The sequence below is a fragment of the Streptomyces sp. NPDC003720 genome (genome assembly GCF_042875075.1).
Lineage (GTDB): Bacteria > Actinomycetota > Actinomycetes > Streptomycetales > Streptomycetaceae > Streptomyces.
Map to the genome: position 1 here is coordinate 25,317 of NZ_JBIANZ010000004.1, position 19,020 is coordinate 44,336.

Annotated in this window: 18 protein-coding genes, 1 tRNA gene and 1 other RNA gene; 9 read left to right on the forward strand and 11 right to left on the reverse strand. The window is 75.4% G+C overall.

Annotated features, from left to right (window positions below):
- Positions 1-40: 40 nt before the first annotated feature.
- On the reverse strand, positions 41-2,350 hold the full coding sequence (locus ACFYU0_RS11935; protein WP_389300008.1) for a DNA polymerase III subunit gamma and tau: 2,310 nt from the start codon (positions 2,348-2,350) through the stop codon (positions 41-43).
- 78 nt (positions 2,351-2,428) lie between these two features.
- Positions 2,429-2,527, reverse strand: an RNA gene (ffs, locus tag ACFYU0_RS11940) — signal recognition particle sRNA small type.
- Between the two features lie 72 nt (positions 2,528-2,599).
- Here ffs and ACFYU0_RS11945 point away from each other — a divergent pair.
- Positions 2,600-2,687 (forward strand) — tRNA-Ser (locus ACFYU0_RS11945).
- Between the two features lie 222 nt (positions 2,688-2,909).
- On the opposite strand, the gene ACFYU0_RS11950 is transcribed toward ACFYU0_RS11945, so the two are convergent.
- From ACFYU0_RS11950 to ACFYU0_RS11960, 3 genes are read right to left on the reverse strand one after another with little or no spacing between them, the layout of a single operon-like run.
- Complete coding sequence (locus ACFYU0_RS11950) at positions 2,910-3,185, reverse strand: hypothetical protein (RefSeq protein ID WP_351661447.1); 276 nt, start codon at positions 3,183-3,185, stop codon at positions 2,910-2,912.
- A complete protein-coding gene (locus tag ACFYU0_RS11955) occupies positions 3,182-3,415 on the reverse strand; it encodes a hypothetical protein (protein WP_351661450.1) in 234 nt (77 codons plus the stop codon). The genes ACFYU0_RS11950 and ACFYU0_RS11955 overlap by 4 nt, the downstream gene beginning before the upstream one ends.
- 8 nt (positions 3,416-3,423) lie before the next feature.
- Positions 3,424-4,575, reverse strand: a complete 1,152-nt coding sequence (locus ACFYU0_RS11960) for an MFS transporter (RefSeq protein ID WP_389300877.1) — start codon at positions 4,573-4,575, stop codon at positions 3,424-3,426.
- A 256-nt stretch (positions 4,576-4,831) separates the two neighbouring features.
- Between ACFYU0_RS11960 and ACFYU0_RS11965 the strand changes: the two genes are divergently transcribed.
- Positions 4,832-7,621 carry a SpoIIE family protein phosphatase gene (locus ACFYU0_RS11965; RefSeq protein WP_389300013.1) on the forward strand — a complete coding sequence of 930 codons (2,790 nt, stop codon included), beginning with the start codon at positions 4,832-4,834 and terminating at the stop codon, positions 7,619-7,621.
- A gap of 80 nt (positions 7,622-7,701) precedes the next feature.
- Here the strand turns inward: ACFYU0_RS11965 and ACFYU0_RS11970 are convergent, their stop codons facing one another.
- The 4 genes from ACFYU0_RS11970 to ACFYU0_RS11985 all read right to left on the reverse strand — a co-directional run bounded on the left by ACFYU0_RS11970 (position 7,702) and on the right by ACFYU0_RS11985 (position 13,015).
- Positions 7,702-8,322 carry a poly-gamma-glutamate hydrolase family protein gene (locus ACFYU0_RS11970; protein ID WP_389300016.1) on the reverse strand — a complete coding sequence of 207 codons (621 nt, stop codon included), beginning with the start codon at positions 8,320-8,322 and terminating at the stop codon, positions 7,702-7,704.
- 22 nt (positions 8,323-8,344) lie between these two features.
- Positions 8,345-10,165, reverse strand: a complete 1,821-nt coding sequence (locus ACFYU0_RS11975) for a copper resistance protein CopC (protein WP_389300019.1) — start codon at positions 10,163-10,165, stop codon at positions 8,345-8,347.
- 110 nt (positions 10,166-10,275) lie between these two features.
- Positions 10,276-10,872, reverse strand: a complete 597-nt coding sequence (locus tag ACFYU0_RS11980; protein ID WP_389300022.1) for a GNAT family N-acetyltransferase — start codon at positions 10,870-10,872, stop codon at positions 10,276-10,278.
- Positions 10,865-13,015: a penicillin acylase family protein gene (locus ACFYU0_RS11985; protein WP_389300024.1), complete on the reverse strand. Its 2,151-nt coding sequence runs from the start codon at positions 13,013-13,015 to the stop codon at positions 10,865-10,867. The genes ACFYU0_RS11980 and ACFYU0_RS11985 overlap by 8 nt, the downstream gene beginning before the upstream one ends.
- A 137-nt stretch (positions 13,016-13,152) precedes the next feature.
- Between ACFYU0_RS11985 and ACFYU0_RS11990 the strand changes: the two genes are divergently transcribed.
- The 4 genes from ACFYU0_RS11990 (at position 13,153) to ACFYU0_RS12005 (ending at position 15,101) form a co-directional block, all read left to right on the forward strand.
- A complete protein-coding gene (locus ACFYU0_RS11990; RefSeq protein WP_351661469.1) occupies positions 13,153-13,755 on the forward strand; it encodes an HhH-GPD-type base excision DNA repair protein in 603 nt (200 codons plus the stop codon).
- A gap of 62 nt (positions 13,756-13,817) precedes the next feature.
- Positions 13,818-14,519, forward strand: a complete 702-nt coding sequence (locus tag ACFYU0_RS11995; RefSeq protein WP_389300027.1) for an HdeD family acid-resistance protein — start codon at positions 13,818-13,820, stop codon at positions 14,517-14,519.
- 80 nt (positions 14,520-14,599) lie between these two features.
- Positions 14,600-14,929: a hypothetical protein gene (locus ACFYU0_RS12000; protein ID WP_389300030.1), complete on the forward strand. Its 330-nt coding sequence runs from the start codon at positions 14,600-14,602 to the stop codon at positions 14,927-14,929.
- Positions 14,930-14,975: 46 nt separating this feature from the next.
- Complete coding sequence (locus ACFYU0_RS12005) at positions 14,976-15,101, forward strand: hypothetical protein (RefSeq protein WP_351661478.1); 126 nt, start codon at positions 14,976-14,978, stop codon at positions 15,099-15,101.
- 17 nt (positions 15,102-15,118) lie between these two features.
- Here ACFYU0_RS12005 and ACFYU0_RS12010 read toward each other — a convergent pair whose 3' ends face one another.
- The gene (locus ACFYU0_RS12010) at positions 15,119-16,690 is read right to left on the reverse strand and encodes a helicase HerA-like domain-containing protein (RefSeq protein WP_389300033.1); all 1,572 of its coding nucleotides are present in this window, start codon (positions 16,688-16,690) and stop codon (positions 15,119-15,121) included.
- A gap of 115 nt (positions 16,691-16,805) precedes the next feature.
- Between ACFYU0_RS12010 and ACFYU0_RS12015 the strand changes: the two genes are divergently transcribed.
- A complete protein-coding gene (locus ACFYU0_RS12015) occupies positions 16,806-17,102 on the forward strand; it encodes a type II toxin-antitoxin system VapB family antitoxin (RefSeq protein ID WP_004943146.1) in 297 nt (98 codons plus the stop codon).
- 97 nt (positions 17,103-17,199) lie between these two features.
- Positions 17,200-17,835, forward strand: coding sequence for a LytR C-terminal domain-containing protein (locus tag ACFYU0_RS12020; RefSeq protein ID WP_389300036.1), 636 nt, complete (start codon positions 17,200-17,202; stop codon positions 17,833-17,835).
- A gap of 117 nt (positions 17,836-17,952) precedes the next feature.
- Here the strand turns inward: ACFYU0_RS12020 and upp are convergent, their stop codons facing one another.
- Positions 17,953-18,588, reverse strand: a complete 636-nt coding sequence (upp, locus tag ACFYU0_RS12025) for a uracil phosphoribosyltransferase (protein WP_351661484.1) — start codon at positions 18,586-18,588, stop codon at positions 17,953-17,955.
- Positions 18,589-18,684: 96 nt separating this feature from the next.
- On the opposite strand from upp, the gene ACFYU0_RS12030 reads away from it, so the two are divergent.
- Positions 18,685-18,900: a hypothetical protein gene (locus ACFYU0_RS12030; RefSeq protein WP_389300038.1), complete on the forward strand. Its 216-nt coding sequence runs from the start codon at positions 18,685-18,687 to the stop codon at positions 18,898-18,900.
- Positions 18,901-19,020: the final 120 nt, after the last annotated feature.

Consider the following 19,020-nt stretch of genomic DNA (forward strand, 5'->3'; position numbering starts at 1 on the left):
CTACGAACGCCGGGCCGGACCCGCCGCCGGACGGGCCCCGCTACTCGTGGGTGAACTCCTCCACCACCGTCGCGCCCAATTCCCGCACGATCAGGCCCTGGCCGGACAGCGCGGACTCGTCCAGGTCGGGATCGTCGTCCTCGGGGATGTCGTCCTCGGGCGCGACGGGGGGCGGCTCGGGGGCGCGGGCGGGCTGGGGAGCGGGGGCGGGCCGCGCCGGGGCGGGCTGGCCGCCGCCCCGGGAGGCGCCGGGCGCGGGCGCGGCAGGCTCGGGCGCCGCGGGACGGGGGGCGGCCGGGGCGCCGTAGCCGCCGGCGGGAGCGCCGCCGTAGCCCGCGCCTCCGCCGCCTCCGCCGAAGCCCGGCGCGCCGCCGGACGGCGGGGGTGCGGAGCCGCCCGAGGGGTCGACGACCGCCTCGATCTTCCACTGCACGCTGAACTGCTCGGCCAGCGCCTGGCGCAGCACGTCCTCGCTGCCGCTGCTCGCGAAGTTGTCCCGGGCGCCGGCGTTGACGAAGCCGATCTGGAGGGTGGTGCCGTCGAAGCCGGCCACCTGGGCGTTCTGGCTGAGCAGGATCCAGGTGAAGCGCCGGCGGTTCTTGACGGCCTCGAGGATGTTGGGCCAGAGCACGCGGGGGTCGAGCCCGCCGGCCTGGGGGGCCGCCGGGGCGGGGGCGCTCATCGCGGGGGCGGCCGCCGGCGCGGTCGGCTCCGGGCGCTGCGGCTGGGAGTGGGCCGGAGCGGCGCCACCCTGCTGCGGGCCCGTCGCGGCCGCCGTGGGCCAGCCGCCGGGCCGCCGGCCGCCACCGGCCGCAGCGGCGGTCGGCCAGGCGCCGGGCGCCGGGGCGGCGGCGGGGGCCGGGGCGGCGGCGGGGGCCGGGGGTTCGGGAGCGGCGGGGGGCGACACCGGAGCGGGTGCGGGGGCCTGCGCCTGCGCCACGGGTGCGGGAGCCGCCGGGGCGGGGGCCGAAACCGGAGCGGATGCGGGAGCGGGGGCCGGCGGCTCCCCGGCGCCCGGGCCGGCGTGGACGCCGGGGCCGGCGGGCTGTCCGCCCGGTCCCCGTACGGCCGCGCGGGCCGCGGCGGGACCGCCGCCGGCCGGAGCGGGCGCACCGCCCGGGGCCATGCCCGCGTGGGCGTCGGGACCGGGGACGTAGCCCATGGCGGGCGCACCGCCACCGCCGGAGAAGGCGACGCCGCGCTCCAGCCGGTCGAGGCGGGCCAGGAGGGACCGCTCGTCGCCGTAGGCGGCGGGGAGCAGCACCCGGGCGCAGATCAGTTCGAGCTGGAGGCGCGGGGAGTTGGCGCCGCGCATCTCGGTGAGGCCTTCGTTGACCAGGTCGGCGGCGCGGCTCAGCTCGGCGGCGCCGAAGGTGGAGGCCTGCGCCTGCATGCGCTCCAGCACGTCGGCCGGGGCGTCGATGAGGCCCTTCTCGACGGCGTCCGGGACCGCCGCCAGGATCACCAGGTCCCGCAGCCGCTCCAGCAGGTCAGCCACGAACCGGCGCGGGTCGTTGCCGCCCTCGATGATCCGGTCGACGACCTCGAAGGCGGCGGCCCCGTCACCGGTGGCGAAGGCCTCGACGACGGAGTCGAGCAGCGACCCGTCGGTGTACCCGAGCAGGGAGGTGGCCATGGCGTACGTCACACCGTCCGCCGCGGCGCCGGCGAGGAGCTGGTCCATGACGGACATCGAGTCACGCACGGAACCGGCGCCGGCCCGCACGACGAGCGGCAGCACGCCCTCCTCGACCGGGATGTCCTCCCGTCCGCACACCTCGCCCAGGTAGTCCCGCAGGGTGCCCGGCGGGACGAGCCGGAAGGGGTAGTGATGGGTCCGCGACCGGATGGTCCCGATGACCTTCTCGGGCTCGGTCGTGGCGAAGATGAACTTGAGGTGCTCCGGGGGCTCCTCGACGACCTTCAGCAGCGCGTTGAAACCGGCCGACGTGACCATGTGGGCCTCGTCGATGATGTAGATCTTGTACCGGCTGCTCGCGGGTCCGAAGAAGGCCTTCTCGCGCAGCTCACGGGCGTCGTCCACACCACCGTGAGAGGCCGCGTCGATCTCGATGACGTCGATCGAGCCCGGCCCGTTCCTGGCGAGGTCCCGGCACGACTGGCACTCGCCGCAGGGCGTCGGGGTGGGACCCTGCTCACAGTTGAGGCAGCGGGCCAGGATGCGCGCGCTGGTCGTCTTGCCGCAGCCACGCGGCCCGCTGAACAGGTACGCGTGATTGACCCGGTTGTTCCGCAGCGCCTGCTGCAGCGGGTCGGTGACATGCTCTTGCCCGATGACCTCGCCAAAGGTCTCCGGGCGATAGCGGCGGTACAGCGCGAGAGACGACACGCATACGAGGTTATAGGCGTCCACTGACAACCAACCCCGCCCAAGGTTCCCGCCCCGGACCGGCCCGCCCCGCCCGGGAACGCAAGCGCCCCCCACGCACCCGCCAGAGCCGACCTACCCTTGCTGCCTTCCGGCCCTGGGGGAGTTCAGTCAGATAGCGCCGCGTGAGGGGCTGCGCCCACAGTACCCGATGGCGGCCTGCGAGAACGAGTTCGCGAGCACTCCCCTCGGTCATGTAATGTTTCCGGCGGAGGATTCGCCTAGAGGCCTAGGGCGCACGCTTGGAAAGCGTGTTGGGGGCAACCCCTCACGAGTTCGAATCTCGTATCCTCCGCCAGTGCCTCACCGGGCACGATGTCAAAGGGCCCCACTGCTCGCAGTGGGGCCCTTCGACGTTGTCCGCCCGGTCGGCCGCCGGGGCCGGGCCCGCGGCGTCGAGGACAGGCGAGTGGCCTTCGGCCGGGTTTCCGTCGACGACCGTGCCTGCGAACGCGCGGCAGGTCCGGGAAGTCGTCGCCGTGGTCCCGGCCGCCCGCGCCGGCCCCTCGGCTTCGCCGGGTCAGGCGGTCGCGTCCGGGTCCCAGCCTTCCGGTCCGGCTCCGCGCCAGTCGATCCACGGGGCGCCGGGCACGTCCGACGGGTCGATCTCCAGGCCGGCCCGGCGGAGGAACTCCGCTATGTCGGTCGCGTTGTGGGCGAGGCCCAGGAACTCGCCGTTCACGCGGACGCGCCGGCCGCCGGAGGGCGCCGGGGGATGCACGGTCACGCGGACCGGTCCGGACGGCATGCCCTCGGCGTCGTCCGGGGCGTCGGCGCCCGTGCCCCAGCCGGTCATCGGCGGTACCGCTCGCTCATGGGCCCGTCCGCCCGGCCCAGCTCCCGAAGCTCCCACCAGGCGGCGGGGCCGGGGCGCCGGTGCCGCCAGTACGGATGGAAGAACGTCCGGGTCGACAGCCGGTACAGACGCCGGCGCAGATCCGTGCGGCCAGGATGCTCGGCGAGCTGCCGGTACGTGGCACTCCACTCCTTCTGCGCCTGCGCGAGGTCGTCGGGAAACGTTCGCATGACCGAATTCAATCATGTGTTCGATTTTCTGTGCCAGCGCGGCGGCGGGCGAGCCCCAGGGCCCCGCCGAGGGCGAGCAGGGCGCCCAGGGCCGCGTAGCCGTGGTCGAGGGTGGTGCGCGAGGCGACCAGCGCGACCAGCAACGGGCCTCCCGCGTCGCCGAGTTCCCGGCCGAGCTCGGCGGCGCCCATGGTCTGGCCCAGGCGTTCCGGCGGGGCCGAGGAGGCGAGGGCGGCGAAACCCAGCGGAGTGATCAGGCCGGTGCCGGCGCCGATCAGGACCGCCGCGGACAGCACGCCGGCGAGGCCGGGCAGCATGGCGCAGCCCAGGCCCGCGGCCGCCAGCAGCAGACCCGCGGTGAGTCCGCCCCGTGCGGTGAGGCGCCCCTCGTCCAGAGCCCGCCCCGCTTTCGGCTGGACCACCGCCGCGCACCCGGCCAGCGCCGACACCGCGGCACCGGTGGCCACCGGTCCGAGCCCGGCGGTCCGGCCGGAGACCGGCAGGAATCCCACCCCGGCCGACAGCGCGGCGGTCGCCGCGGCCAGCGCCGACGTCGGGACGAGGAACGCCGGGTCGGCGAGCCGCCGGGCGAGGTCGAGCACCGTCTGCCGGGCCCTGGGCAGCGGGGCCACGACGGGCACGGCTGCGGCGGCCCAGACGGCGACCGCGGCGCCCAGCACGGCGAGGACGGCGAAGAGCAGCCGCAGGCCGCCGGCCCGGACCAGCACGCCGCCGAGCAGCGGGCCCAGCGTGTAGCCGACGGACTTGCAGAAGCCGTAGCCGCCGAACGCCCGGCCGTGTCCGGCCGCCGGGTTCAGCCGGGCGACCAGCGCGGAGGCGGACGGCGAGAACGCGGAGGCCGCGGCGCCCTGCCCGAGGCGCGCCGCCCAGAGCCAGCCCGGGCTGTCCGCCGCCGCGTACAGCGCGGACGCGGCGGCGAAGGCCGCGAGCCCGCCGAGCAGCACCGGACGGGCGCCGATCCGGTCGGCGAGGGTGCCGAACACCGGCTTGAGGACGACCTCGGCGCCGTCGTAGAGAGCGAGCAGTCCACCGAGCACCAGCAGGGAGGTGACCGCGCCCTCGGTGTCGCTGCCGAGGCTCGCGGCGATCCCGTGCGCGCCGAAGGCCGTGGTGAACCCGGCCGCGTACAGCGGCCACATCCGCCGGGCCGACGCGGACCGCGCGCTGCTCGCCCGGCTCATCGCAAGGTCCCTCTCCCCGCCCTTCGGCGGCGGGCACCGGACGGCGCCGTCGCGCCGGGACGGCGCCTCGGGGACCTCGACCGTACTCCGCCGGGGACCGGACGGGCGGGCGCGGCGTCCCCGGGGCGCGGCGCGACCACTGTGACGCGCGGTTCGGCCGGGACGCGTCGGCCTCGCTCGCTCCGGGATCGGGCAGTGGTGCTATCAAGGGGATATGGAGGGATTTTCCGGGCAGCCTGAGGGTTCGGCGGAGCACTGGTCCGCCGGACGTCCCCGACGGCGCCGTACCTCCCTGCTGGATCTGCGCAGCGTGGCCGGTCAGGTGCTCCTGCTGCAGGTCGTGATCGTGGTGCTGCTGGTCGTGGCCGCGGTGACGGCCGTGGTGCTGCAGGCGGAGCGGGACGCGCTGCGGGAGGGCAGCCGGGAGTCGGTCGTCGCGGCGCAGTCGTTCGCGAGCGCCCCCGGCGTGGCCAGGGCGCTGCGCAGCCCGGACCCGACGGTGCTGCTCCAGCCGAAGGCAGAGGCGGCCCGCAAGCGCTCCGGCGTCGACTTCGTCGTCGCCATGAACACCAAGGGCATCCGCTACACGTATCCCTACCCGAGCGAGATCGGCAAGAAGTTCGTCGGCACCATCGGGCCGGCGCTGCAGGGCAAAACGGTCGTCGAGCGGGCCGGCGGACCGCCGCTGCCGACGGGCCGGGGGATGGCCGTGCAGGCGGTGGTCCCGGTGACCGACGCCCAGGGCAAGATCGTCGGCCTGGTCTCCGCCGGGATCACGGTCAAGAACGTGACGGCGATGCCGGAGCTGCCGATCACCCTGGGCGCCGGCGCCGTCGCGCTGGCGCTCGCCGTGACCGGGACGACCCTGGTGTCCCGGCGGCTGCTGCGGCAGACGCGCGGCATGGCCCCCGGGGAGCTGGCGGAGCTGTACGAGCACCACGAGGCGGTGCTGCACGCGGTGCGGGAAGGCGTGCTGATCACCGACGCCGAGGGCCGGCTGCTGCTGGCCAACGAGGAGGCGACCAGGCTGCTCGGGCTGCCGGACCACGCCCGGGGCCGTCCGGTGCGGGAGCTGGACCTGCCGGAGCCGGTCCGGCGGCTGCTGGCCTCGCCGGAGGCGGTCACCGACGCGGTGCATCTCGTGGGGGACCGGCTGCTGGCGATGAACAAGCGGCCCACCTACCCGCGGAGCGGACGCGGGGGCAGCGTGGTGACGCTGCGGGACACCACGGAGCTGGCGGCGATCACCGGCCGCGCCGATGTGGCACGGCAGCGGCTGAACCTGCTGTACGACGCCGGGGTGGGGGTCGGCACGACGCTGGACGTGGGGCGTACGGCCCAGGAGCTGGCCGATGTGGCGGTACCGCGGTTCGCCGACCTGGTGACGGTGGACCTGCTGGACGCGGTGCTGCGCGGGTGGGAGCCGACGGCGGAGGGCTGGCGGCATCTGCGGCGTGCGGCGATCGCCGGAGACCGGGGAGAGGTGCCGGTGTACCGGCTCGGCGAGTTGATCAGCTTCTCGCCTCTCGCCCCGCAGATGCGGACCCTGCAGGAGGGGCACGGGATGCTGGAGCCGGACCTGCGGCAGGCCTCCGGCTGGTGGGAGCAGGATCCGGAGCGGGCCCGGAAGTCCCTGGAGTGCGGGCTGCGTTCGCTGCTGTCGGTGCCGCTGCGGGCCCGGGGCGTGCCGCTCGGCGTGGCCAACTTCTACCGCAGGGCCGAGTCGCAGCCGTTCGAGCCGGAGGACCTCTCCTTCGCCGAGGAACTGGCCGCGCGGGCGGCGGTCGCCGTCGACAACGCCCGCCGGTTCACCCGGGAGCACGCGATGGCGGTGACGCTGCAGCGCAGTCTGTTGCCGCGCGGACAGCCGGAGCAGGACGCGCTGGAGGTCGCCTGGCGGTACCTGCCCGCGGAGGGCGGGGTGGGCGGCGACTGGTTCGACGTCATCCCGCTGTCCGGCGCCCGGGTGGCGCTGGTCATGGGCGACGTCGTGGGGCGCGGGCTGCACGCGGCGGCGACGATGGGCCGGCTGCGCACCGCGGTGCACAACTTCGCCACGCTGGACCTGCCCGTGGACGAGGTGCTCGGGAATCTGGACGACCTGGTCGTCCGCATGGACAACGAGGAGAGCAGGGCGGCGGAGGGCCTGGAGGGCGAGGGCGTGACCGGGGCGACCTGCCTGTACGCGGTCTACGACTCCGTGACCGGGGCCTGCACGGTGGCCCGCGCGGGGCACCCGGAACCGGTGCTCGTGCAGCCGGACGGCACGGTCGACTGCCCGGGCGTACCGGCGTCGGCGCCGCTCGGCCTGGGCGGCTACCCGTTCGAGACCGCCGAGCTCTACCTGCCGGAGGGCGCTCAGCTGCTGCTGTACACGGACGGCCTGGTGGAGGACCGCGGCCAGGACATCGACGTCGGCATGGAGCGGCTGCGCCGGGCGCTGGACGGGGCCGGGGACCGCTCCCCGGAGGAGACCTGCCGGACGGTGATCGACACCCTGAAGCCGGCCCACTCCTCCGACGACATCGCGCTGCTGGCGGCCCGCACCCGGCGGTTCCCGCCCTCGCGGGTGGCCGAGTGGGACGTGCCGTCGGACCCGGCGCTGGTCCCCTCGGTGCGGGCGCGCTGCCGGGAGACGCTGGCGCAGTGGGGGCTGGAGGAGGCCGGTTTCACCACGGAGCTGATCCTCAGCGAGCTGGTCACGAACGCGATCCGGTACGGCGCGCCGCCGGTCACCGCGCGGCTGCTGCACGGCCGCGGTCTGACCTGCGAGGTGTCGGACGGCAGCAGCACCTCGCCGCGGCTGCGGCGGGCGGCGTCCATGGACGAGGGCGGTCGGGGCCTGTTCCTGGTCGCGCAGTTCGCGCAGCGCTGGGGCACCCGGTACACCAGCCGCGGCAAGGTGATCTGGACGGAGCAGCAGCTGCACGACGGCGCCACCGCCGCGGCCGGGCACACGCCGGTCGACTTCCTCCTCGAACAGTTCGACGACCTGGAGCCGTGAACCTGGTTCGACGACCTGGAGCCGTGAACCCGGTTCGACGACCTGGAGCCGTGAACCCGGCCCGGTGCTCGCGCCGCCGGTCAGCCGGGCCGCCGCGCCGTCAGCTCCGCGACGCCGGCGGCCAGGGCGTCCGCCACCGCCCGCGGGGGTGTCTCGGGTGCTCCCCGGTCCTCCTCCGGGCGCGAGGTCCGCGCGGCCAGCGGGAGCTCCACCTGGACGCCTCCGGCGCGGGTCAGGTTCACGGGGTTGCGCGGGTTGAGGCCCCGCAGTCCGGCCGGGATCAGCTCCAGGGCGGTCACGGTCTCGAAGGCGGGGGCGAGCACGGCGAGCGGGCGGCCGAGAACCAGCGCGGCCGCGCGGTTGGCGCCGCCCAGGAAGACCGAGCGGGGGGCGTCGGGCCGCAGGTGGCCGTGCAGGGAGACGGCGAGGGACACGTGCGAGAGGAACTCCCGCAGGGCCTCGCTCGGGGCCTCGGACATCCGGTGCGAGGGGATGTGGACCGGGGTGCCGGCCGGCTGGGTGAAGACCAGTGCGGTCGCTCCGGTGCGGGCCGCCGCCTCGCGGGCCAGTTCCGCCGTGCCGCCCTCCTTGCCGCCGTGCAGGGCCAGCAGGCCGATGTCCGACCGGACGGTCAGAGCGGCCTCGAACTCCACACCCTCGATGACCACCCGCTCGATGTCCACGCGCTCGCCGTGCTCCATGTCGCCCTCTCCCCCGGGTCGGTCACCGCACCACCCGTACGGTCCTCGACACGGTCACCTGGTCCACGTCCGACACCCGGACCGTCACCCTCATGGTCCACGTCCCGGGCATCGGCAGGGCGAAGGAGTCGGCCGCCCAGTAGCCGCCGCGGTCGGTGACCCGGGCGTCCAGGGGGCCGACCCGCTGGGCGGCGAGGGTCATCGTGAGGCGGAGTTCGGGGACGGAGGCCAGGCCGCCGTCGGGGCCGTAGACCACCGCCTGCACGGAGTTCGTGCCGACCCTTCCGGGGTCGAGGGTGATCTGCACCTTGCCGTGGCCGCCGGCGGTGCCGACGTCGAACGGGATCGTGGTGACCGAGGCGGCCGGGATGCCGGCCGGCGCCGCGTCGGACCGCGCCGCCTCGGCCGCCGCCCGGCCCGGCAGGGTGCTGGTCAGCAGGGTGGTCAGGACGAGGACGACGACACCCGTGGCCAGTTCGGCCAGCACGGTGCGGCGCAGCCGATGCGGGGCGGGGGCCGGCGGGGTGTCCGGGCCGGGCGCCGGCCGGGGCCCGGGCGGCAGCGGCGGGCCGGTGGCCGGCTCGGGGACGCGGGCCGGACGGGCCGCCGGGGACGGGCTCATCAGACGGGCCGTCCAGCGCCGGGAGCGGGAGGCGGCCGCGAGGAGCAGGGCCACCGCCGCCAGCTTGGCCAGCAGGACGTGTCCGTACGTCGTGCCGGTGAGCGCCTGGAGGGAGCCCAGTCCCCGCCAGGACTGGTAGACGCCGGTCACCGCGAGGACCGTCACCGAGGCGAAGGCCAGGCGGGAGAAGCGGGCGACGGTCCGCGCCACCGGCTCCGGCGTGCCCACGGGGGCCGGCTCCGCCGCCGGGTCCCGGCGCAGCGTCAGCAGCAGGGCCGCGAGGCCGCCCAGCCAGGCGGCCATGGCCAGCAGGTGCAGGGCCGTGGACGCGATGGCGACCGGCACCTGCGTCCCCGCGGAGGCGTGTTCGGCCGCCGCCCAGGTCAGGGAGAGGGCCACGGAGAAGACGGCGGCCGCGGCCAGCAGGGCCCGGCGGGGGACGCGCCGCCACGCGCCCCGGCGCAGTGCCGGGACGCAGGCGGCCGCGAGGAGCAGCAGGGTCAGGCGGGCGAGCAGGAGTTCACCGGGCCGGGTCGTGGCCGTGCGGGTGAGCGAGGACAGCGCGAACGCCCCCGTGGGCGAGGTGCCCTCCTCGTAGGGCGCCCGCAGCAGGAAGAGAGCGGCGGTCGAGACGAGCAGGACGCCCCAGGCGGCCAGTGCCGGACGGCGCAGCCGGGCGCGGCCGGGCGGCCGGCAGTACGCCGTGAACGCCGCCGTGCCGAGCAGGAGCGTCACGGACAGGTAGGCGAGGTAGCGCGCGATGTCGTAGAGGCCCGTCGTGGCCCGGTTCTCCACGCGGTCCGGGAGCGGGGCGGCCGGCGCCGCCGTGCGCTCGCCCACCGAGAAGGTGAGCGCCCCGGACACCGGGTGGCTGTCCGCCGAGACCACCCGCCAGGTCACCGTGTAGGTGCCGGTCGCGAGCCTGGCGGGCAGCGGGACGCGGGCCGTGTCGGAGCGGCCGGGGGCGTGGTCCGCCTCGCCGGTGCGCAGGCGGTGGTTCTCCGGGTCGTAGACGCGGAACGAGTCCGTGAGCAGGCCGACGGACTCCGTGAAGGTCAGCGTGACCCGGCGCGGGGCGGACTTCAGGACGGTCCCGTCGGCGGGGTCGGTCCCGCGCAGGGCGGCGTGGGCCGAGGCGGGGACCGCGGTGCCGAGCAGGAGCAGGAGCAGGCCCGTGCCGAGCACCGTCAGCCGCCGCAGCCACCGGTGTGCGTCGCGCACTTCAGCCCTCCGTCCCCCGGCCCGGGCGGCCGCATGCGCTCCGGGTCACGTCAGCCCTCCACATACGTACGCGGCGATCGGCCGCCGTGCTCACCGCACCGGCCGGCGGATCACACCGGATCGCCGGGGAAGGCCGCCTCCCGTTCCAGGAAGGCCAGCCGGGCGCGCTTCTCGGGCAGGTGCACGTCGGGGAGGACGACCTCGGGCAGCACGACCTCGGGGCCGGGTGTGAAGCCCTGGCGCCGGAAGCGTTCGACCGCCCCGGTGTTGCGGACGTCCGGGTCGACCACGATCCGGCGGCGGCCGAGCCCCAGCAGGGCGTACGCCGTCATCCCGGTGAGCAGGGCCGAGGTCCAGCCGGGGCGCCGCCCGGCGGGTCCGGCGGGGGCGAGGAGCACGTGGACGCCGATGTCGCCGGGGCGGACCGGGTAGCACTCGCCGACCCGGTCGGCGCCGGGTTCGTAGGTCTGCAGCAGGGCGGCCGGTGCGCCGTCCTTGGTGACGAGGTGGGCGTGGTGGGTGTCGAGGGTCGCCATGTGGGCGTAGACCTCGGTCACCTGAGCGCGGGTCAGACCGGTCATGCCCCAGAACGCGGCGCGTTCCTCGCGCACCCAGGCGTGCACGACCCGCGCGTCGCCCGCCGGATCGAGGGGCCGGACGCGGACGGTGCCGTAGCCGTCGATGTGCCGTTCGAACAAGTCAGACATCGTTCTCCTGGGTTTCCTCGGGGGTGAGCAGGGCCCAGTCGGTGACGACCGGGGCGAGTTCCCCCTCGAGCCACAGGGGGAGCTGGTCGCGGTGGTGCGGTGCGCCGGGGACGCCGTCGGCGCCGAACGGGACCACCCAGCGGCTGTCCTCGCGGCGGGCGAGGTCCCAGACGTAGCGGGCGGCCGGGCCGCGGGCGGCGAGGTCGGTGAGGCCGGGGACGGCCGAGGTGCACAGCACGCAGTCGTGGTCGCCGGCCAGGCCCGGTTCCGGGTGCGGCTCCCGCGCCGGCAGCGCCCTCCAGGGGGCGAGCCGGTGGGTGTCCGACCAGGCGCCGGCCGGCTCCGCGGCGGCGGTCTCCGTCAAGGCGTCCCGTACGACGGCGTCCCGGTCGACGCCGTACAGCTCCTCGGCCGCCAGCAGGTGTTCGAGGGCGTGGCCGACGCGCGGGACGAGGGCCAGCCAGGGGAGCAGGACCTCGGGGTAGGCGGGCGGTTCGGTGAGGGCGGCGAACGCCGGGTGCGCGGCGAGCCGGCGGACGACCGCGGTGCGCACCGCCGCGTAGGCGGCGGCGCCGGTGCTGCCGGCGTCCATGCGGCGGTCCCAGGCCAGCAGCCGGTCGCGGAGGCGGGCCGCCTCGGGGCCGAGGCCGTCGAGGGCGGCGACGCGGTCGAGCAGCGAACCGGCCGAGGCGAGGAACGTGTCGGTGTGGACGGTGTGCAGGTCGGCGGCTGACCAGGTGGGCCGTTCCCGGAGCAGGGCGCGGATGCGGTCGGCGCGGTGCGGCGGCGCGAACTCGACGCCGAGCGGAGCGGCCGGGCCCCGCCGCTGGTTGGCCATCACGGCGATGCCGTCGCCGTCCGGTCGGGCGTACGGCGTCTCGTGCCAGCCGCGCCATTCGTGGCCGGGCCGCCAGGCGGGGACCACCCGGAGCCGGTTGTCGTCGGCGCGCACGGGAACGCGGCCGGCGACCCGGTGCAGCAGCCCGCCCTCGGTGTCGGCGGCCAGCACGACGTTGACCGGCTCGGCCCAGCCGTCGAGCGCCCGGTCGACGTCGCCGGCCCGGCGGGCGCGCAGGAGGGGGAGCAGACAGCCGAAGCCGAGGTCTTCCGTGACGCGGGGCGGATAGCGCAGGGCGAGGGCGACGGGCGGCTCGGCCGGGCCGGTCCCGTCGCCGGCGCCGCGGCCCGGCGGCGGAGCGGCCGTGACGCCCGCCTCCAGGCCCTCCGGGCCGCCGGCGATCACCGGCCCCCGCGCGGTCTCGATCACCTCGATCTCGACCGGGGCCTCCCCGGCGACCTCCACGGTCTCGGTGTGCCGCAGCGCCCGGCGCCAGACCCCGTCGGGGCCGAGGGCCTCCACGCCCGCGCCGGTGCGCCGCAGCCGCTCGCGGTAGACGTCCTGGTAGTCGGCCATGGCGTTGGTGATGGCCCAGGCGACGGTGCCCGTGTGGCCGAAGTGGGCGACGCCGGGCACGCCGGGGACGGCGAGGCCGACGACGTCGAACTCCGGGCAGGCCAGGCGGATCTGCTGGTAGACGCCCGGGTCCTCGATGAAGCGGTGCGGGTCACCGGCGAGGACGGGCCGCCCGGTGCCGGTGCGGTCGCCGGACAGGAGCCAGCTGTTGCTGCCCGCGGTGCCGGGGCCGTCGGTGGCGAACAGGCCGACCGACTCGGGGCCGAGGTGCCGTATCGCCTCCTCGCGCCACAGCTTGGCCGGGAAGCCGGCGAACAGGATGTGCGTGGCGAGCCAGACCCCGAGCGGGGTCCAGGGCTCCCAGCGGCCCGGGGCGAGGCCGGACCGCGCGAACTCGGGCGCCCGGCGGGCGCCGTCGGCCAGTCCCTCGTTGACGCCGTCGACGTACGCCCGGACCCAGTCCGCCGTCTCCGGGTCCCGGCTCTCCAGCGCGACGAAGCAGCGCCGGGCGGTGTCGTCGAGGCGGGCGCGGCGGGCGAACACGTCCCAGGGCAGGGCGGCCGCGCCCAGGAAGGAGGCCGAGGCGCCCCGGGCCCGGTGCCGTTCGACCTCCAGCTGCCAGGCGCGGTCCAGGGCGGTCACCCGGCCCTGGGCGCGGGCCAGGGCGCGGGCGTCGGCGGCCCGCAGATGCGGGATGCCCCAGGCATCGCGGTGGATCTCGCTGGTCACCTCGGAGCACCTCTTCTCTTTAGGTAAGCCTTGCCTAAGTCAAGGAGATCGTACGTGACACCCCGCCGGCCCGAGGGGAGCGGCCCGCACGACCGCGCCCGGCTGCGCCCGGCGCGCCGCCGGGGCACCATCGAGCCATGGACGCGACCGTGCACCTCGCCCAGGACCCCGAGGCCGACGCGCTGCTGGGGCGCAGCCCCCTCGCCGCCCTGACCGGGATGCTGCTGGACCAGCAGATCCCGATGGAGTGGGCCTTCAAGGGCCCGGCGACCATCGCGGGCCGGATGGGCGCCCGGGACCTGGACGCCCACGAGATCGCGGCCATGGACCCGGAGGCGTTCGCCGCGCTGCTCTCCGAGAAGCCCGCCGTGCACCGCTACCCCGGCTCGATGGCCAAGCGGATCCAGCAGTTGTGCCAGTTCCTGGTCGAGCACTACGGCGGGGACGCCGAGGCCGTCTGGCGGGACGCCGGCGACGGGGCCGCGCTGCTGAAGCGGCTGGAGGACCTGCCCGGGTTCGGCCGGCAGAAGGCGCAGATCTTCCTGGCGCTGCTCGGCAAGCAGCTCGGCGTGCGGCCCGCCGGCTGGCGGGAGGCCGCCGGGGCGTACGGGGAGGAGGGCTCCTTCCGGTCCGTCGCCGACATCACCGGACCCGAGTCGCTGACCCGGGTGCGGGCGCACAAGCAGGAGGCGAAGGCGGCGGCCAAGGCCGCCAAGGCGGCGAAGTCCGCGGGGAAGTAGCGCCTCAGCCGGATGGTCCAGTCCGGGTGGCGGGGCCGCCCGGGACGATCCGAGCATGAAGCATGACCGAGGCACCCAGCGGCGGCCCCTCCTGGGACCGTGAGTACGACGACCGGAGCGTCCACGGAGGGCACGCCCCCGACGACCGGAGCGTCCACGGGGGGCACGCCCCCCAGGGCCACCACGAACCCGAACCGCCCCTGGAAGGGCCTCTGCACGCCCTGTCCCGGGCGGCCTGGCAGGTCGTCCTGGGCACCGGGATCGCCTCCCTGGTCCTCGGCGTCCTGGTGCTGGTCTGGCCGGGCCCTTCCCTGCTCGTCGCGGGGGTGCTGTTCGGGATCTACCTCGTCGTCAGCGGCGTCTTCCAGCTCGCCGCCGCCTTCGGCACCCATCAGCGGACCTCGCTGCGCGTGCTCGCCTTCGTCAGCGGCGCCCTGTCGATCCTGCTGGGCCTGTTCTGCTTCCGCGGGCCGATGCAGTCGTCCCTGCTGCTCGCCCTGTGGATCGGCATCGCCTGGCTGATCCGGGGCATCACCCAGACCCTGGCCGCCGCCTCCGACTCCCGGATGCCCGCCCGGGGCTGGCAGATCTTCCTCGGCATCGTCACCTTCGTCGCCGGGATCGTGCTGATCGACTCGCCCTTCACCTCGGTCGCCGTGCTGACCCTGCTCGCCGGCTGGTGGCTGGTGATCGTCGGCATCGTGGAGATCGTCACCGCGATCCGCGTCCGGGGCATGGCCCGGCAGGTCCCGCGCACGGTGTGAGACCGGGGGCGGTGGGCCGAACGGGCGTATCCCGGGCGGCGCGTGCTGCGGCGGGGCGGCCGGGCGGGCACAGACCCGGTGTGAGCAGGACCGTACGTGAATCCCGCAGCCGCATCTGGCTGCGGGTGCTCGTGCTGCTCCTGGCGGTGTGGGTGCCCGGCGCCCATGTGCAGGCCCAGCCGGTGCCCGCCCCGGCCGCGTCGGCCGCGTCGGCCGGCGCCTCGGAGCACGACCACCTGGACACCCTGCCGCGCCCGGCCGCCCGCGTCTCCCACCCGGCCGGGGCCCACGAACGCCCCTCGCCCCTGCCCGCACCGGCGCCCGCCCGTACGGCGGCGCCCGCGCGCCCCGCCGTGCCGCGGCCGCCCGGCGCCGTCTCCCTGCTGCGCACGGTGGTCCTGCGCTGCTGACCGGGCCCTTCCCCCCGGTCCAGTCAGCACTACGCGAGGAACGACCATGCCCACAGACCCGTACGCGGTCCTGCGCGCCCTGCTGCGCGCGGAGGCCAGGCGCAGCGCGCCGGCCCGGCCGGAGAAGACGGACACGCGACCGCAGGGGCCGGCGAAGGAGGACGGCCGCTGATCAGCCGGCGGAGGCGGTCACCGCCTCCGCCGTGCGGTACCGAACAGGGAGCGGCTGATCTCGCGGCCGATCTGGGTGCCGACCGAGCGGGCCAGCGACTTGAACATCCCGCTGCCCACGACCTGTTCGACCAGCGACGGCTCCTCCTTCGGGGCCTTCTTCCCCCGGGTGCGCGCGGCCTCCGCAGCGCCCCCGGCCTCCTGGGCCCGGCCCGGTTCCGGCGCCCCGGGCGCCGGCCGCTCGCTCAGCCGCTCGTACGCCGACTCGCGGTCCACAGCCTGTGCATAACGTCCGTGGAGCGCGGACTCCCGCACGGCCCGGTCGAGTTCCGGCCCGTCCACCGGGCCCATCAGGGACTCCGGGGCGCGCAGCCGGGTCGCGGCGACCGGCGTGGGGGCGCCGGTCTCGCTGAGCACGGTCACCACGGCCTCACCGGTGCCGAGGCCGGTGAGGAGCTCCTCCAGGTCGTAGGCGGAGTCCGGGAAGGTCCTCACGGTCGCCTTCAGGGCCTTCTGGTCGTCCGGCGTGAAGGCCCGCAGCGCGTGCTGGACCCGGTTGCCGAGCTGGCCGAGGACGTCGGACGGCACGTCCTTCGGGGTCTGGGTGACGAAGAAGACGCCGACCCCTTTCGAGCGAATCAGGCGCACGGTCTGGGTGATCGACTCCAGGAACGCCCGGGAGGCGCCGCTGAACAGCAGGTGCGCCTCGTCGAAGAAGAAGACCAGCTTGGGCCGGTCGGCGTCGCCCACCTCGGGCAGGTCGTGGAAGAGGTCGGCGAGCAGCCACATCAGGAAGGTGGAGAAGAGCTGCGGTCTGTCCTGCACGGCGGGGAGTTCCAGGACGGAGACGACGCCCCGCCCGTCCGGCGCCGTGCGCAGCAGCTCGGCCGTGTCGAACTCCGGCTCGCCGAAGAAGTCCGCCATGCCCTGCGCCTCGAAGGCGGTCAGGGAACGCAGGATCACCCCGGCCGTGGCGGTGGAGAGCCCGCCGATGTCCCTCAGCTCGGCCTTGCCCTCGTCCGAGGTGAGGAAGGCGACCACGGCCCTGAGGTCCTTGAGGTCGACCAGCTCCAGGCCCTTGGTGTCGGCGTAGTGGAAGATCAGGCCGAGAGACTGCTCCTGGGTCTGGTTGAGCCGGAGCACCTTGGACAGCAGCACCGGCCCGAAGCTCGTGATCGTGGCCCGCACCGGGATGCCGTGGCCGAGCCCGCCGAGCGCGAGGAACTCCGCGGGGAACCCCGCCGGCGTCCAGCTCTGGCCCGTCTCGGCCGCGCGGCTCCGGACCCGGTCGTTCGACACGCCCGGCCGGGAGATCCCGGAGAGGTCGCCCTTGACGTCCGCGAGGAACACCGGCACGCCCTGCGCGGACAGTTGCTCGGCGATCAGCTGGAGCGTCTTGGTCTTGCCGGTGCCCGTGGCGCCCGCGACCAGTCCGTGCCGGTTGAGCATGGGCAGCGGGACGCGCACCGGCGCCTCCGGGAGACACCGGCCGTCCCAGAGCAGGGCGCCGAGATCGAGGGCGGGACCGGTGAAGCCGTATCCGGCGCGGATCCGCTCGGCCTCGGCGGGCAGCGCCTCGCTGTCACTCATCCACGGCCCCTGTCTCCGATAGCACCCGTTATGAGCCTCTTCGCTCCGGCATTTCCAGCGTCGCACTGCGCCGCCATGGCTGCGCCCGGAACGTCTGGACCGGTAGGCTTTCCGTGTGATCTTCAAGCGCATCGGAAACGGCCGGCCGTACCCCGACCACGGCCGGGAAAGCACCCGGCAGTGGGCGGACGTCGCGCCGCGCCCGGTCCGCCTCGATCAGCTCGTGACCACCAAGCAGCAGCTCGATCTGGAGACCCTGCTGGCCGAGGACTCGACGTTCTACGGCGACCTCTTCGCGCACGTCGTGAAGTGGCAGGGCGATCTCTACCTGGAGGACGGCCTCCACCGAGCGGTGCGCGCCGCCCTCCAGCAGCGCCAGGTGCTGCACGCGCGCGTGCTCGAACTCGACTGAGCCGCACGACACGCCCGTTGCCCCTTTCGGGTTCCGCTGTGCTGCATCTGGTGATCATCTAATAGGCATCGCCGCCCAGGCGCACTACGCTGCGTTCATGAGCATGCTGACTCCTCCCGGCATGGGCGGCCAGTACCGGATCACGGGGGGCAAATACCCTCGGATGCGCCCTCCCCGGCGGCGCGGCAGGCTGGTGGCCGCCGCGGTGGCCTCCGTCGCCGCGCTCGGGCTGATCGGCTGGGGCACCCTGCAGCTCATCGACGTCTTCACCGGCGGCGACAAGTCCGCGGCGGCCGGCACCAAGGCCGAGTGCCCGGTCGCGAAGGCCTCCGCCGCGCCCGCCAGGGCCCTGCCCGAGCCCCGCACGATCACCGTGAACGTCTACAACGCGACGACCCGCAGCGGTCTCGCCAAGGCCACCGCGGACGAGCTGAAGAAGCGCGGCTTCAAGATCGGCGACGTGGGCAACGCGCCCAAGGAGTACGACAAGAAGGTCAAGGGCGCCGGAGTGCTCCTCGGCCCCGCCACCGCGCTGGACACCTCGCTGCCGGTGCTCGCCACCCAGCTGCCCGGCGCCGAGCGCCGCACCGAGGCCGGCCGCAAGGGGGCCGGCCTCGACCTGATCATCGGCGACAAGTTCGGCAGCCTGGCCCAGCGGGCCGCCGCCGACCAGGCCCTGGCCCGGCTGACCGAACCGAAGCGGACGACCGCCGCGTCGCAGAAGGGCTGCTGAACAGGGCCCTGTCCAGGGCCCGTCCGGCGGATCACGCCGGCGGCCCGGACCCCGGCTCGCCCACCCGCACCGGCGGGGAGGCGCCGGCCGGGGCGGGCCCGGAACGCCGGACGGGTTCTACTCGGCCGCGCCGTACAGCCGGTCGCCCGCGTCCCCGAGGCCGGGGATGATGTAGCCCTGCTCGTTCAGGTGGTCGTCCACGGCCGCCGTGACGACCGTGACCGGGGTGCCCGCGAGCTCCCGCTCCATGACCTCGACGCCCTCCGGCGCCGCGAGCAGGACCACGGCGGTGACGTCGTCGGCGCCGCGCTTGATCAGCTCCTGGATGGCCGCGACCAGCGTGCCGCCGGTCGCCAGCATCGGGTCGAGGACGTACACCTGGCGGCCGGAGAGGTCCTCCGGCATGCGCGAGGCGTACGTGGAGGCCTGCAGCGTCTCCTCGTTGCGGATCATGCCCAGGAAGCCCACCTCGGCGGTCGGCAGCAGCCGGACCATGCCGTCCAGCATGCCGAGACCGGCGCGCAGGATCGGCACCACCAGCGGGCGCGGCCGGGCGAGCTTGACGCCGGTGGTCCGGGCGACCGGCGTCTGGACGTCGACGGCCTCGGTGCGCACGTCCCGCGTGGCCTCGTAGGCGAGCAGGGTGACCAGTTCGTCGGCGAGCCGGCGGAAGGTCGCGGAGTCGGTGCGCTGGTCGCGCAGCGTGGTGAGCTTGTGAGCGACCAGGGGGTGGTCGACGACGTGGAGACGCATGTCCCTAACAGTAACCGCGCTCGGCCGCACTCCGCGCTGGCATCAAACCGCCCGACGGAGGGAAAGTGGGAGGGACGGACCCGGGGTGGTGTGACTGTGCCTGACCTGCCTGATCACGAGACCGACGCCGCCGTGGACGCCGGGAGCACAGGCCCCCGGCGGCCCGAGACGGACGCCGAGCGCCGGCGCCGCCGCGCCCAGTTCCTGCGCGATCTCGCCGAGGCCCGGGCACTGCGCGACCGCGTCCAGCCCCGGCGGGCCAAGGCGGCCCGGTTGCGCCACGCCATGCGGATGCGAACCTTCCGCTGGTAGGGGGATTCCGTCGTACGGTCGGGTGGGAAGAGACCCGTGGGAAGACAGCCGGTGGGAAAGACCGGTGAACGAACCGGTGTTGCCCGGGTGGACGTGCGTGAGCGCCGGTCTGGCCGCGTA